This window comes from Nocardia sp. No.11, from assembly GCF_038752175.1.
Taxonomy (GTDB): Bacteria; Actinomycetota; Actinomycetes; order Mycobacteriales; family Mycobacteriaceae; genus Nocardia; species Nocardia canadensis.
The window spans coordinates 1-14,442 of record NZ_JBCGFB010000007.1 but is presented as its reverse complement, the minus strand read 5'-3'; the positions used below and the strand labels follow the sequence as shown (position 1 = coordinate 14,442).

Below are 14,442 nucleotides of genomic sequence, written 5' to 3'. Positions count from 1 at the left end.
GCGAGCAGGCCCGCGACGGCGCCTACGCGGCGTCGCCTGCGCGGGCCACCTCGCCCAAGATCGACTCGAACGTGGCAAACACCGGGAGCGGTCCGGCCGAGTTCCACGTCTGGTTGGTGAGCAGGATTCCGGTCACCGCGCCGTCGGTGGACCAGGTGGAGCCGAGGCCGCCGGACCATCCGTAGGAGCCCGCGCGCGGGCCGTCGGACAGGTCGCTGAGCTGCACACCGACGCCGTAGCCCCAGCCCGCGCTGCCGTCCGGGTTCGGACCGCCGCGCGCGAGCTGCGCGGCGGTCAAGTGGTCGCGCGTCATCGTCGCCACCGCCGCCTCGGACAGGATCCGGGTGCCGTCGAGGACGCCGCCGTCGCGCAACATGCGGGCGAACCGGTGATAGTCGGCGAGGGTGGAGACGAGTCCGTCGCCACCCCCCTCGAACACGGGCGGCGTGCTCCACTGACCGTCGACCGGATCGAAGACCACGCGCGCGCCGTCGCGGTCGGCGTAGTGCGGGCCGAAGCGGTCGAGCTTGTCGGCGGGGACGGAGAAGCCCGTGTCCACCATGCCGAGCGGACGCAGGACCCGCTCGGCCAGGAACTCCGAGAACGGCCTACCGGCGGCCCTGCCGACCAGGAAACCGAGGATCGGCGCGCCGACGTGATAGAGCCAGCGCTCCCCCGGCTGATACTGCAGCGGCAGCGTGCCGAGCCGGGCGAGCCAGGTGTCCGGCCCCGGCAACCGCGCGGGAGTCGGCGGGCCCCAGCCGAGGCCGAGCTCACTCCAGGCCACGTCGAACGGCTTGGGCGAGAAGTCGGCGAAGTCCATGCCCCAGCCCAGCCGGAAGGTGAGCAGGTCGTCGACGGTGATCGGGCGCCGGGCCGCGACGGTGTCGGTGATCTCGGCGGCGGGATGCGCCAGCACGCGGCGGTCGGCGAGTTCGGGCAGCAGTCGATCGACGGGCTCGGCCGGGTCGAGCAGGCCGTCGTCGATCAGGATCGAGGCCGCGACCGCGGTGAGCGGTTTGGTCATCGAGGAGATGCGGAAGATCGTGTCGGCGCGCACCGGCGCCGCGCGCGACTCGTCGACGTGCCCCGCCGTCCCGGTCGACACCGCGTCACCGACCGCGACCAGCCAGGCGAGGCCGAGCAGTTCACCCTGCTCGACATGCACGCCGAGACGTTCGCCGATCCCGTCCACCGTCATCGCGTCTCCTCCCGTGACATCGGAGCCCACTAGACCACACGGGTCCGACAGCCGCCCGGCGACAGGCCGCCACGAACGTGTGGATAACATCGAATCGCACTGGAGCTCAATGGCTTCCGCGAGAGATCGACGAAACTTGTCGGACCCTCTCGCTACAATCGAAAGCGTGTTCGAGGGTTCCCGACGATCGGGGGCGGGACCCATTCGCGACGGGAGGACGCCATGAACGCCATTGCCGCAGCACCGAAGTCCACGTTCATCACCGCGCCGTACGTACCGCTGGAGAAGAAGCGCCTGCCCGCGGGCAGGCCGCGCCGCTGGTACGTGGCGCACAACCGCAGGCTCAAGGCCATGCGGCTGACGATCGCGCTGCTGGATTCCGGTGTGTACCTGCCGAATCAGGCGACCAACGACACGATCCGGCGCACCGCCGAGCAGATCGAGCTGCGCCCGCCGTCGGATGCCACCTGTCGGCTGGTGCGCACCCTGCTGCGCTACAGCCGATGATTCCGATACGCCGAAGGCCCGCCACGGTGGGCGGGCCTTCGAGCGGTCTCGGCAGGCTAGCGGCTGCTGCTGCGGCGGCTCTTCTTCCGCGGCGGCGGCAGCAAGCCCTCCGCGCGCAGGCGCGAGGCGTGCTCGGCCAGCGCCTCCACCAGCGGACCCACCTGCGCGGTCTCGGGCTGCACGTCCACCCGCAGGCCGAACTCGATCGCGGTCTCGGCCGTCTTCGGGCCGATGCAGGCGACGATGGTGCGCGCGTGCGGCTTGCCCGCGATGCCGACCAGGTTGCGGACCGTGGAGGACGAGGTGAACAGAACCGCGTCGAAGCCGCCGGTCTTGATCATCTCGCGGGTCTCCGCCGGCGGCGGCGAGGCGCGCACGGTGCGGTAGGCGGTGACGTCGTCGATCTCCCAGCCGCGCTCCCGCAGGCCCTCGGCGAGGGTCTCGGTGGCGATGTCGGCGCGGGGCAGCAGCACCCGGTTGACCGGGTCGAACACGTCGTCGTAGGGCGGGAAGTCGGCGAGCAGGCCCTCGGAGGACTGCTCACCGCTGGGCACCAGCTCGGGGTTGATGCCGAAGGAGCGCACCTTCTCCGCGGTAGCCTCGCCGACGCAGGCGATCTTCACACCGGAGAACGCCCGCGCGTCCAGGCCGAACTCGGCGAACTTCTCCCACACCGCGCGCACCGCGTTGGTGGAGGTGAACACCACCCACTGGTAGCGGCCGTCGACCAGGCCCTTCACCGCGCGCTCCATCTGCGCGGGGCTGCGCGGCGGCTCGACCGCGATGGTCGGCACCTCCATCGGGATGGCGCCATGGGTCACCAGCCGCTCGCTCATCTCGCCGGCCTGGTCCTTGGTGCGCGGCACCAGCACGGTCCAGCCGTAGAGGGCACGCGACTCCCACCACGACATCTTCGAACGCTTGTCGACTTCCTTGCCGACCGTCACGACCAGCGGTCCGACCAGCTCGGAGGCGGCGTTGTTCAGCGTGGCCAGCGTGGCCTCGATCGTGCGCTGCTGCCGGGTGGTGCCGCGCACGGTCACCGCGACCGGGGTCTGCGGGGCCAGCCCGTGCTCGACCAGCGCGCTCGCGGTCTCGGCCAGGTGGCCGGAGGTGGCGCTGAGCACCAGCGGACCGGGCGCGGCGGCCAGCGCCGCCCAATCGACCTCGCCGCGCACATCGGCCTCGGTGTGCCCGGAACCGAGGGCGATGCCGGCGTAGCTGGGCACCGCGGAGCCGTTGGGCAGACCCGGCAGCACCTCGAACACCATGTGCGAGCGGGTGACAGCGTTGACCTCGTTGATCACCGAATCGGTGGTCAGCGGATCACCGGCGACGACGCGCACCACATCGTGGCCGTTGCGGGCCTCGGCGATCAGCGTCTTGGCCACCTCGGCGGGCTCGCCGAGCGCGGGCCGCACGTCGACCGGACGCTCACCGTCCTCGGCCGCCTCCACGCCGAGGCCGATCAGGGCGAGCACGCCCTTGTCGACGTCGGGGTCGGTGAACGCCAGTGTCGCCCGCTCGAGCACCTCACGGGCGCGCACGGTCAGCAGGGCCGGGTCGCCGGGGCCGGATCCGACGAAAAGGATCCGCCCTGGTTGCTTCTTGGTGCCTCGGCTGCTCATCGGTTGTTCTCCATCGGGCTGGAATTGGTGAAGTCTGGGGCGGGAGTGTTCACCGCCTGTGTGGGGGAACCGACCTCCGGTTCCGGCTCGTCCGCGACGCTCAGCAGTGCGCGAGCGCCCAGATCCAGCAGTTCGCGCGCGAGCGTGCGGCCGAGCTCCTCGGCGTCGGCGGGCGCCCCGACGATCGAGGCTCGCAGCACATCGGAGCCGTCGATCGCGGCGGCACAGGCCCGCAGCGACAGCTCCTCGAAGATGCGGCCGTCCTCGTCGATCGACTCGACGACCTCGGCGATCGCGCCGATCGGGGCGGTACAGCCCGCCTCGAGCTCACCGAGCAACGAACGCTCGGCCAGGACGGCGGCCCTGGTCGACGCGTCGTCGAGGCCGGTGAGGATCTCGATGAGTTCCTGGTCGTCACTGCGGCACTCGACCGCGAGGGCACCCTGCGACGGCGCGGGCAGCATCTGCACCGGCTCGAGCGACTCGGTGATCGCGTCGGTCCGCTCGATCCGGGACAGGCCGGCGCGGGCGATGACGATCGCGTCGAGCTCGCCCTCGCTCACCTTGCGCAGCCGGGAGTCGATGTTGCCGCGCAGGGGGACGATGTCGAGACCGAGGCCGAGCGCGCGCAGCTGGGCGGCGCGGCGCGGCGCGGAGGTGCCGACCTTGGCGCCCGCGGGCAACTCGCCGAGAACCAGGCCGTCGCGGGCCACCAGCGCGTCACGCGGGTCCTCGCGGGGCGGGATCGCGGCGATGGTGAAGCGCGGGTCCTGCGCGGTGGGCAGATCCTTGTAGGAGTGCACCGCGATGTCGATGCCGCCGGCGGCGAGCTCGTCGCGCAGCGCCGAGGTGAACACGCCGACGCCGATCTTCTGCACCGGATCCGACGACAGGTCGCCGGGGGTCTTGATGACGACCAGCTCGGCGGGCTGACCCGCGGCGATCAGCGCATCGCGGATGGTGCCCGCCTGTGTCAGGGCGAGCAGGCTGCCGCGCGTGCCGATCCGCCACGGCGCACGAATGCTGCCTGCGGTCACGGTGTCCTCTTCCTGCACTGTCGTGGTCATGATGCGGTGTCCTCCTGCGCATGCCCGAGAGGCCCTGCGTGGTTACGCGGGCTGCCTCCTCCGGGCCTCGACTCGGTCATGCGGGACTGCCCGTCGCCGAGGTGTCCTGCGGTGAAGTCATCAGCCAGCGCGGACTCCGCCGCGGCGACCTCCATGGGAGCGGCAACCGCTTGCACCGCACCGGGTTTCAGCTCGAACAGCTCACGCAGCGCCTCGGCGTAGCTGTCGCCGCCCGGCGTGGAAGCCAGCTGCTTGACGCGCACCGTCGGCGCGTGCAACAGCTTGTCGACGACGCGGCGCACGGTGCGCGCCACCTCGTCGCGGGCCGGATCGGCCAGGTCGGGCAGCCGCGAATCCAGCCGCAGCAGTTCGGCTTCCACCACTTCGGCGGCCCGCTGCCGCAGCGCGGCCACCGTGGGGGTGACCTCCGCCATGCGTTGCCCGGCAAGGTATTTGGCGAGTTCGTCGGCGACGATCTGACGCGCGGCGGCGGTGTCGTCGGCCGCGGCGCCCGCGGCCGGATCGCGCTGCAGCGATTCGATGTCGATGACGGCGACGCCGGGCAGCCCGGCCACGGCGTGCTCCACGTCGCGCGGCAGGCCGAGGTCGCAGAAGACCAGCGGCCGCTCGGCGGCTTCGGTGGTGGCCCGGCCCGCGAGCGCGCGGTGGGTGTCGGCCAGGGTGACGACCGCACCGACCGCGCCGGTACAGGTGATGACGACATCGGCGCCTGCCATCGCCTCGGTCAGCCGCGACATCTCCATGGCCTCGGCGTCGACCCCGTGCATGCTGCGTCCGGTCTCGGCGAGGCGCTGGGCACGGTCGAGCGTACGGTTGACGACCACGATCCGGCCGATCCCGGCCCGCGACAGATGCGCGACGGCCAGCCCGCCCATCGCACCGGCGCCGACCACCACCGCGGTACGGCCCGCGAGATCGCCGACGACGCCGCGCGCCCGGTCCAGCGCCACCGACACCACCGACGCGCCCGCCCGGTCGATCCCGGTCTCCGAGTGCACCCGCTTGCCGACCCGCAGCCCGTGCTGGGCCAGCTCGTGCAGGGTGCGCCCGACCGCCTGCTGCCCGTCGGCACTGGCGTAGGCGCTGCGGATCTGGCTGAGCACCTGCTGCTCACCGACGACCATCGAATCCAGGCCGCTGGCGACCGCGAACAGGTGCTCGGCGGCGGCTTCGCTGTAGCGCACGTAGGCGTGCCTGGTGAGGTCGCCGAGCGGCAGCCCGGAATGCTTGGTGAGCAGTTCGCTGACCTCGCCGAGCCCGCCGTGGAAGGCGTCGACCACGGCGTAGATCTCGACGCGGTTGCAGGTGGAGACGATCATCGCCTCGGACACGTGGCTGGAGGCGAGCAGCCGGTCGACCAGCTTCGGGCGGTCGGCCTCACTGATCGCGACCTTCTCGAGCACCGAGACCGGCGCACTCCGGTGAGAAATTCCGACGAGCAGGACACTCATGACAGCACCTCGCTCGCGCTCGGCGCCGTCCTGCGCGTCCGCGCACTGGCCTGCTGATTCGCTCGCTGGCGCTCGCTCATGGCGTGATCACCGATCCCTTGGTGCTTGGCTCCGTTGCCGAATGCGGGGTGGCTGTGTGTGGAGTGGCTGAGCGCGGCGCGGTGCGGCGCGTAGGCCTGCCGCGCGCCGGTTCGACCGGCGCGGGGTGCGTGAGGGCGGGATGGTTCTGCGCGGGAACCCGGCGCGCGATCCGGCCGGATCCGGCCTGCGCCACCTCGGGCAGGGCGGGCGCGTCGTTGCGAGCGGCGTCGAAGGAGAGCATCTGCAGCTCCATCGCCAGGTCGACGCGGCGGACCTCCACGTGGGCGGGTGCGCACAGTTCACACGGGGCGAAGCTCAGGATGGACGGGAGCCCGGCGGCGACGAGCCGGTCACACACGTCCTGGGCGGCCTCGTCCGGCACGGCGAGCACCGCGATGGTCGGCGCGAGCGCCGGGATCTGCTCGGTCAACCGGTCGACATCGCGCACGACCAAACCGGCGTACGACTGGCCGATCACCGCGGAGTCGTTGTCGAAGATCCCGACCACGGTGAAGCCACGTACCCCGAAACCGCCGTAGCCGACCAGGGCGCGGCCCAGATTGCCCGCACCGATCAGCACCACCCGATGTCCCTGCGACAGACCGAGCACATCTTCGATCCTGGTGCGCAACTTGGCTACGTCATAGCCGACACCCCGCACACCGTTGGGTCCGAGGAAGGAAAGATCCTTGCGCAGCTTGGCCGAATTGACACCCGCCGCGACAGCCAGTTCCTCACTCGATACGATGGCTACACCCTCGTCGGCCAACCCGGCGAGAACCCGGAGATAGGTAGCAAGACGAGTCACCGTGGCCTGGGGGATATCCCTCTGAAGAGCCTTGCCGGAGACGCCACCGGGCGTCTCATGCTGCTCTGTCACGTCGTCGGCTCCTCGTGCCGGGCCTGATCACGGTCCGGTTCCTGTCGTTCGTTCACCGGTGTGGGTCACTGCGTCGCGAGAGCGCGACCGGTGCCATGGGGGGCTGTGCAAACCCGGTCACCGCCGCTGCTGAGCGCGGCGGTGCGGATTGCGTGCCACCACCGTAACCGCTTGTGCAGGCGTTCACAAAGTCGGTGAAATTGGCCTCATTTTCCGCCGCGACCAGCGAAACGGCTCAGGTCGGCCCGCAAACGCGGCTCGTCGACGTCGAAATAGCTGTGTTCACGGCCGTCCAACAGGACCACGGGCAGCCGATCGCCGTATTCTGCGCGGAGCCCGGGGTCACTGGCCGCCGCCTCGTCGACGTCGACGGTGTGCACCGGGAGACCGAAATCACCACAGATGGTCTCCAATTGCGCCAGTGCCGTGGTGCACAGGTAGCAGCCGGCGCGGGTCAACAGGGTCACGGTGGGTGTGGGATTAGTCATGAGCCCTATTTAATCCCCGAGCCCGCCGCGGCTTGTCGGTGAATCCGGTTACTGTGGACATGGTTCGCGCGACTAGCGGAGGGTACTGGTGCCGGAACGTTCGAAGGTGGCTAGGGCCGGATTCGTCGCAGGGCGATTCGGGGAGTTCCCTGCGCGGTGGCAGCCCAGCCGCCTCGGCCAGGAACTGCAGGAACAGTTCGCACGGCTGCCTCGCAGCCCGTTCGGGCCGAGCGAGGAGGAGCTGCGCGCCAATCTGGCCGGTGAGGCCAGTGCCGACGCCGCGCTCACCCTGCACGAGTCCGAACTCGCCGAACAGGGCGAGCCGACGGGCCCCGAAGTACCCCGCGATCTGACGGCGGCGGCGTTCTTCGACGTCGACAACACCCTGGTCCAGGGTGCCTCGATCGTGCACTTCGCCCGCGGGCTGGCCGCCCGCAAGTACTTCAAGACCTCCGACCTGGTCGACGTCGCCTGGAAGCAGGTGAAGTTCCGGGTCACCGGCAAGGAGAACTCCTCCGACATGGCCTCGGGCCGGGAGAAGGCGCTCAGCTTCATCGCGGGCCGTCCGACCGCGGAACTGGCCGCGCTCGGCGAGGAGATCTACGACGAGATCATCGCCGACAAGATCTGGCCCGGTACCCGCGCGCTCGCCCAGATGCACCTGGACGCGGGCCAGCAGGTGTGGCTGGTCACCGCGACGCCCGTGGAGCTGGCCAATGTCATCGCCAAGCGGCTCGGGCTCACCGGCGCGCTGGGCACGGTGGCCGAGAGCGTCGACGGCAAGTTCACCGGCCGCCTCGTCGGCGACATCCTGCACGGCCTCGGCAAGGCGCACGCGGTGCGCACGCTGGCCATCCGCGAGGGCCTCAACCTCAAGCGCTGCACGGCCTACTCCGACAGCCACAATGACGTGCCGATGCTCTCGCTCGTCGGCACCGCGGTGGCGATCAACCCCGATTCCGACCTGCGTGAGGTCGCCAAGAACCGGGGCTGGGAAATCCGCGACTTCCGCACCGGCCGCAAGGCCGCCAAGATCGGCGTGCCCACCGCGCTCGCGCTGGGCGCGGCGGGCGGTGCGGTCGCGGCGGCGGTCGCCCGACACCGCGAGCACTGAGCCACCGCGGCGCCGCTACCCCAGAACGGGGTTGCGGCGCTTGGCCAGCAGTTTGTAGAGGGTCTGCTGGATGGTCTCGCGAACCTGGTCGGTGACCTCGAACATCGTCATCGGGTCCTCGGCCTCTTCCGGCTCGTAGGCCGTGGTGGCGATCGGCTCGCCGAATTCGATGTACCACTTCGAGGGCAGCGGGATCGCGCCCAGCGGGCCCAGGTGCGGGAACAGCGGGGTCACCGGGAAGTACGGCAGGCCGAGCAGACGAGCCAGGGGCTTGATGTCGGCCAGCTTCGGGTAGATCTCCTCCGAGCCGACGATCGAGCACGGGATGATCGGCACGCCGGTGCGCACAGCGGCCGAGACGAACCCGCCGCGCCCGAAGCGCTGCAGCTTGTAGCGGTCGGCGTAGTTCTTGCCGACGCCCTTGAAGCCCTCGGGGAACACGCCCGCGATCTGGCCGGAGCGCAGCAGGCGCTCGGCGTCGGGGTGGCAGGCCAGGGTATGGCCCGCCTTGCGGGCCAGCGCGCCGAGCAGGGGCAGCTCGAAGATCAGGTCGGCGGCCAGCAGCCGCAGCGCCCGGTGGCTCGGATGCTTGTCGTGGATGGCCAGCTGCAGCATCAGCCCGTCGAGTGGAACGGTGCCCGCGTGGTTGGCGACGATCAGCGCCCCGCCGGTGGCCGGGATGTTCTCGATGCCGGCGACCTCGACCCGGAACCAGTAGTCCGACAGCGGCCGCAGCGCGGGCAGGATGACCGACTCGAGCAGGTGCTCGTCGTAGCCGAACTCGTCGACCGAGTAGTCGCCGGTGAGCCTGCGCCGGGCGAACTCCGCGGCGTTCTCGATCTGGCCCGCGACGGTGTCGCGGACGATGTCGGACAGGGTCTTGGGCGGCCGGGTCGGCATGCCCGGCCTGCGTTCACTCAGCGAGGTGACCGGAGTGGCCTGCGTCGGCTGGTCCGGCCAGCGACGCGCCTGCGGTCGTTGTCGGGTCTCGACATTCACGTCGAGACGAATGACTTTCGCTCCCTCGTTCATGTGTGCGCTCCCGAATCGGCCCCGATGAGGCCGAGCAGTTTGGTTTCCGCGGCGTCGATCCAAGCCGGATCGAAGACGGGCCGCAACGCTGCGCCCGCGATGAAGTCGTCGAATGCCTGGACAGTGGTCCAGCGTGGGGTGAAACCGAGTTCGGTCCGCATGCGGGTGGTATCCAACCCGCAACCGAAGTAGAAGTAGTCGGGTTGTTCACCGCTGAATCCGCGCATGACCGGGCCCATCAGCGTGCGCCCGACAGTGCGGAAAACGAAGAACGGCACCGGCGCGACAATACGGCCTGCCCTGCGGATCGCCTGGGACATGGCCAGCGCGCCGTCGCCCGCGATATTCACCGTACCGCCGTGTGCCCGAAATGCCGCGTGCACCAGGACGGCGACAGCGTCTTCTTCGTGCAGTAATTGCAGTCTGGCTTCGCGCCCGAGCACGGTCGGGGTGATCGGCGAACGCAGATATTGCACGCCGCGATCGGCCAGCCGGGGACCCACGATCGGCGCGAAACGCAGAATCGAGGCGGAAATATCGGGCCTGCGTCGCGCCATTCCGCGCACCAGTGCCTCGATATCGATCATGTCGCGCGCAAACCAACCGGCCGGTGGGGTACGCGCGCCCATTTCCTCGGTGAATTTCGCCGGATCCTTGGCGCTGCAGCCGTACACCGCCGAGGACGACCGGACGACAACGCGCCGCACCGACGGCGCCTTCTGACACACGGCGAGCAACTGCATCGTGCCGAGCACGTTGAGATCCTTCATCACCGCGCGACCGCCACCGGCGGGCGGACGGGTGAGCACGGCCGCGTGCACGACGGTGTCGACGTCGTTGCCCTCGACGACCTTGCGGATCAGCGGATTCCTGATGTCGGCGCGCACGAACTCGGCGCTGCCCATCCGACGGCGGAGCTCCCGGCTGGGGGTCATCGTGTCGACCGCGATCACGCGTTCGACACCCGGTTCCGCGGCGAGCCTGGACGCGACGTTGCCACCGAAGAAGCGGCTGGCTCCGGTCACCAGCACTACCTTCGGTACGTGTCGTTCCCGTGTATCGGAACTCGGACCTGGCCCCACTCAAAGCCCCCTGCTTCTCATGTATTCCCGCGTACCAGAGTAGCCGCATTCGTGCCACCCACCGACACGATCAACAAGCTTTTAACGAGGTCGACTCGTCAGCGCATGACGAGATTCACAAACCTGATCTTTTCAAAACGAGAGCCCGCCACCGCGATGGTGACGGGCTCTCGTAGGCACGCAGGCTTACTTGCCGAGTTTGCGCCGCTGCACACGCGTGCGGCGAAGCAGCTTGCGGTGCTTCTTCTTCGACATACGCTTGCGGCGCTTCTTGATCACAGAACCCATAGGGTTTCCTCGCGTTTCTCTACTCGGCATACACACGCGGTGTCGCGTGCGTCGTCTGGTGTCCGCGCCGCCGGGGCGCACCGGACACCACGAAGCGGTGCCACCGGCAGGCGGACACGAACCGAGGGTTCATGCTACCGGGACACCCGAGCAGCGACGAAACCGCCCTTGTGGCCGACCTAGGTCAGCCGGCGTCGAAGTACGACGTCTCCAGGTAGTCGTGCACCGCCTTCGCGTGCACCCGGAACGAGCGGCCGACCCGCACCGCGGGCAGTTCACCCGAATGGACGAGTCGATACACCGTCATCTTCGACACCCGCATGAGATCGGCGACTTCGGCGACGGTGAGAAACTGTGTGCCACCGCCGATCACCGGTTGTCCCTGCGTGGAGCCGACCCGCGGAGTCGGGGAACCCGATCCGCCGCCCGACGCCGGTGAATTGCTTGCAGACATTCTGTTCGCAGACATCATGGCACCATTGACCTCCGGCACGTCCGCGCCGCCGGCTTCCCCACCGGCGGAACAGACACGCACGTGCTTCTACGAGCTTAGCGGGACCAGTGGGATTACTGCGACGGGTGTGAGAAATCGGTTTTCATCCCGGGTACCCGATCGTCATTCGTTCGACGCGCCCTGTTCCGCCGAGCGTTGCTTGGAGGCGTGCAGCGCCTCGATGAACGTCGACCGCACCGCACCACGTTCGAGCACCCGCAGCGCCGCCGCCGTCGTGCCGGCGGGTGAGGTGACCGCGGCCCGTAGATCGACCGCGTTCTGCCCGGTCTCGTCCAGCAGCGCCGCCGAGCCGATCATGGTCTGCACGACCAGCTGGCTGGCCACATCGCGCGTCAGCCCCAGGCTCACGCCGGCGTCGATCATCGCCTCGACGACGAGGAAGAAATACGCCGGCCCGGAACCCGACACCGCGGTGACCGCGTCCATCTGCGATTCGGCCACCGTCACCACCTTACCCACGGCCTCGAGCATCTCGCCGACGAGCTCGAGCTGCTCGGGGTCGGTGTAGCGGCCCGGCGCGAGCACGCTCATCCCCTGCCCGACCAGCATCGGCGTGTTCGACATGACGCGGACGACCGGGAAGCCCGCGGGCAGCTTGGACTCGAGCCGCGCGGTGGTGACACCGGCGGCCAGCGAGACCAGCACCTGCTCGCTGCCCGAGTCGAGGTCGGCCTTGGACAGGTCGGTGAGCACCGAGTCGACATCGCCGGGCTTGACCGCGACGACGACGATGTCGGCCCCGACGATCGCCTCGACGACCGAGCCGCTCACCCGCACCTTGAAGCGCTCGGCGAGCTGCGCGGCCCGCGCGGCGACCGGCTCGACGACGACCAGATCCTTGGTCGCCCGGCCGGACTCCAGCAATCCGGCGACCAGCGCCTCACCGATCCGACCGCCACCGACCACCGCAATTCTCGTCATGCAGTCAAGGTTAGTGGTGCGCCACCCCTCAGCGCGCCGCCGGGATCAAGGCCAGCTGGCGACTCTGCGCGACGACGGCGCCGGTGGAGTCGATCACCAGCTGGTCCTCGTCGAACATGCGCTCACCGACCTCACGGGCGGTCGCGATGACCCGCAGCCAGCCGGGGGCGGGGACGCGGCGCAGGTAGGTGGTCATCTGGACGGTCGGCGACCAGCCGAAATGCCCGAGGTTGATCGGCACCGGCGGGCTCATGTCGGCGGCCATCATGGCGAAGGCGGCGCGCACGCGCGGGTCGGTCTCGTCGCCGTCGAGCGGGCGGATCCACAGCCGGGCGCGGGGCGCGCCGGTCTCGCCGCGGGCGAAGTCGGCCCATGTCGCGTCCAGGTAGACCCGGGCCACCTCGCCGACGTGCACGATCTTGCCCATCGGCGAATCGGGGGTGTACTCGAGCGCGGTGGCGTCGGGCTCGGCGGGCATGTCGGTGCCGGTGTCGCTCCAGCGGGTGCCGTCGACGTCGAGGTGGCCGAAGGTGAAGGCGGTACGCACGAGGGTGCGGCCGTTCTGGATCAGCTCGGCGTCGACCAGGCAGATCTGGCGGCCCTTCTTGCGCAGGTGGACCGCGTACTCGACCTCGCCGGGCTCAGGAGCGCCGAGGAAGTCGGAGCTGGCCGCGATCGGCGCCATCCGCGCGAGCGAGGCGTCGGACTCGGTGAGCCGACGGGTGGCCGCGGCCGCGCTGGCGGCGACCATGGTGCCGCCGTGCACCTTGGGACCGATGGTCCAGGCGGGCGCGATGATGCCGACGTAGCGCCCGGTCTCGGCATCGGTGGTGGGGAGCTCGGTCAGGTCGACGACCTGACTGAACGGCGCGTCGGTCGCGAGTTCTCGCGTCATCGTCACTCCTGGTCGCGGTTCACTGTAGTTCGTACAGCGTACAAGCATGCTATGCAAGGCACCATACTGCGGCGGTGTGACCGAGTCGATGGCTCAGGTGAGGTCGGCGTGGGTGGCACCGGTGAGGTGCCTGCGCGCGAAGTCGAGCGTGCGGCCGAGCAGGGCCGAGCGTTCGGCGGTGGTCCGCGCGGTCTGGGTGTTGATCTCGGCGACCGCGTGCCCGGTGAAGCCGGTGTGCACCAGGTGCTCGCACAGCTGCGCGCACGGCTGGGTGCCGTCGCCGGGGACCAGGTGTTCGTCGTGGGCGGCGCCGCGGCCGTCGGCCAGATGCAGGTGCACCAGGCCCTCGCCCATCCGCCGGGCCAGCTCGAGCGCGTCGGCGCCCGCGGTCGCGGTGTGCGAGAGATCGAGGGTGTAGTGCTCGAAGCCGATGTCGGTCGGATCGAAGGACGGACTGAACGCGCTCACCGCGGGACCGGGCCCGGAGCGGCGTTCGAGCCTGCGCACCGCGCCCTCGCGGAACAGGGTGTCGGCCCGCATCGGGAACATGTTCTCCACCGCGACCTTGACCGGGTAGCTCGCCTCCAGCTCACCGACCTGGTCGGCGAAACCCTTGGCGTAACGGCGCTGCCAGCGAAACGGCGGATGCACCACCACGGTGTCGGCGTCGAGCGCCTGCGCGGTGCGCACGCTGCGCTCCAGTTTGGCCACCGGGTCGGCGCCCCAGACCCGTTGGGAGATCAGCAGACACGGCGCGTGCACCGCGAGCACCGGCACCCCGTAGCGCTTGACGTAGGACTGCACGGTCGCGATGTCCTGGCTGGCCGGTTCGGCCCACACCATCAATTCCACACCGTCGTAACCCAATTCGGCCGCATAGCGGAACGCCGCCTGGGTGTTCTCCGGATACACCGACGCCGTCGAGAGCCCGATTCCGATATCCGCCCGCGCGTTCCCCACAGCCCACTCCCTGCTTCAGCTGGTACTGAGGAGAAAGGCTAGCGGTCCGAGCGTCACGAAGACGCCTACGACGACGGCGATCACAGTGCTGTAGATGTCGTCGGTGCGGCGCAGTATCCGCACGAGGGCCACCAGTCCGAGGATGACGACCATGGCCAGGGCGAGCGCGACCCACGGCAGCGTCTCCCACATCGTCTCGAAACCCTTGAACAGCAACATTCCGGCGACCGCCGCGCCGGCGCTCTGGCCCGCCAGGATCAGCCACTGCCTGCGGTGGTCGTCCGCGGCGGCGCCGCGGGCCAGCCGGGAGAC

The 14,442-nt window shown here is 69.9% G+C and carries 15 protein-coding genes and 1 pseudogene; 2 read left to right on the top strand and 14 right to left on the bottom strand.

The features are described 5' to 3' along the window. Window positions 1-22 precede the first annotated feature (22 nt). Entirely contained in the window at window positions 23-1,201 is a 1,179-nt protein-coding gene (locus tag V8688_RS03785; protein WP_342800178.1) for a serine hydrolase domain-containing protein, read from the bottom strand. A 222-nt stretch (window positions 1,202-1,423) separates the two neighbouring features. Between V8688_RS03785 and V8688_RS03780 the strand changes: the two genes are divergently transcribed. Beyond that, a complete protein-coding gene (locus V8688_RS03780) occupies window positions 1,424-1,708 on the top strand; it encodes a hypothetical protein (protein WP_218716627.1) in 285 nt (94 codons plus the stop codon). A gap of 56 nt (window positions 1,709-1,764) precedes the next feature. On the opposite strand, the gene V8688_RS03775 is transcribed toward V8688_RS03780, so the two are convergent. From V8688_RS03775 to V8688_RS03755, 5 genes are all read right to left on the bottom strand, one after another. Then, a complete protein-coding gene (locus V8688_RS03775) occupies window positions 1,765-3,336 on the bottom strand; it encodes a bifunctional uroporphyrinogen-III C-methyltransferase/uroporphyrinogen-III synthase (RefSeq protein WP_218716626.1) in 1,572 nt (523 codons plus the stop codon). Continuing rightward, window positions 3,333-4,403, bottom strand: coding sequence for a hydroxymethylbilane synthase (gene hemC, locus V8688_RS03770; protein ID WP_218716625.1), 1,071 nt, complete (start codon window positions 4,401-4,403; stop codon window positions 3,333-3,335). The genes V8688_RS03775 and hemC overlap by 4 nt, the downstream gene beginning before the upstream one ends. Further along, the gene (locus tag V8688_RS03765; RefSeq protein ID WP_218716624.1) at window positions 4,400-5,875 is read right to left on the bottom strand and encodes a glutamyl-tRNA reductase; all 1,476 of its coding nucleotides are present in this window, start codon (window positions 5,873-5,875) and stop codon (window positions 4,400-4,402) included. The genes hemC and V8688_RS03765 overlap by 4 nt, the downstream gene beginning before the upstream one ends. A gap of 76 nt (window positions 5,876-5,951) precedes the next feature. Continuing rightward, a complete protein-coding gene (locus V8688_RS03760) occupies window positions 5,952-6,836 on the bottom strand; it encodes a redox-sensing transcriptional repressor Rex (protein ID WP_342800177.1) in 885 nt (294 codons plus the stop codon). Window positions 6,837-7,042: 206 nt separating this feature from the next. After that, entirely contained in the window at window positions 7,043-7,324 is a 282-nt protein-coding gene (locus V8688_RS03755) for a glutaredoxin family protein (protein WP_218716622.1), read from the bottom strand. A 184-nt stretch (window positions 7,325-7,508) separates the two neighbouring features. On the opposite strand from V8688_RS03755, the gene V8688_RS03750 reads away from it, so the two are divergent. Next, a complete protein-coding gene (locus V8688_RS03750) occupies window positions 7,509-8,438 on the top strand; it encodes an HAD-IB family hydrolase (RefSeq protein WP_255587002.1) in 930 nt (309 codons plus the stop codon). Window positions 8,439-8,453: 15 nt separating this feature from the next. Here V8688_RS03750 and V8688_RS03745 read toward each other — a convergent pair whose 3' ends face one another. The 8 genes and pseudogenes from V8688_RS03745 to V8688_RS03710 all read right to left on the bottom strand — a co-directional run. After that, a complete protein-coding gene (locus V8688_RS03745) occupies window positions 8,454-9,470 on the bottom strand; it encodes a lysophospholipid acyltransferase family protein (RefSeq protein ID WP_316576202.1) in 1,017 nt (338 codons plus the stop codon). Then, window positions 9,467-10,501: an NAD-dependent epimerase/dehydratase family protein gene (locus tag V8688_RS03740; protein WP_218716619.1), complete on the bottom strand. Its 1,035-nt coding sequence runs from the start codon at window positions 10,499-10,501 to the stop codon at window positions 9,467-9,469. The genes V8688_RS03745 and V8688_RS03740 overlap by 4 nt, the downstream gene beginning before the upstream one ends. Before the next feature lie 237 nt (window positions 10,502-10,738). Beyond that, a complete protein-coding gene (locus V8688_RS03735) occupies window positions 10,739-10,840 on the bottom strand; it encodes an AURKAIP1/COX24 domain-containing protein (RefSeq protein WP_003402602.1) in 102 nt (33 codons plus the stop codon). Window positions 10,841-11,024: 184 nt separating this feature from the next. Then, entirely contained in the window at window positions 11,025-11,294 is a 270-nt protein-coding gene (locus V8688_RS03730; protein ID WP_255586995.1) for a helix-turn-helix domain-containing protein, read from the bottom strand. A gap of 162 nt (window positions 11,295-11,456) precedes the next feature. Further along, the gene (gene proC, locus V8688_RS03725) at window positions 11,457-12,275 is read right to left on the bottom strand and encodes a pyrroline-5-carboxylate reductase (protein WP_316576203.1); all 819 of its coding nucleotides are present in this window, start codon (window positions 12,273-12,275) and stop codon (window positions 11,457-11,459) included. 28 nt (window positions 12,276-12,303) lie between these two features. Beyond that, on the bottom strand, window positions 12,304-13,170 hold the full coding sequence (locus V8688_RS03720; RefSeq protein WP_218716617.1) for a thioesterase family protein: 867 nt from the start codon (window positions 13,168-13,170) through the stop codon (window positions 12,304-12,306). Window positions 13,171-13,263: 93 nt separating this feature from the next. Beyond that, window positions 13,264-14,103: a sugar phosphate isomerase/epimerase gene (locus tag V8688_RS03715; protein WP_218716650.1), complete on the bottom strand. Its 840-nt coding sequence runs from the start codon at window positions 14,101-14,103 to the stop codon at window positions 13,264-13,266. Window positions 14,104-14,145: 42 nt separating this feature from the next. Continuing rightward, a pseudogene (locus tag V8688_RS03710) lies at window positions 14,146-14,442 on the bottom strand (hypothetical protein); the annotation flags it as partial.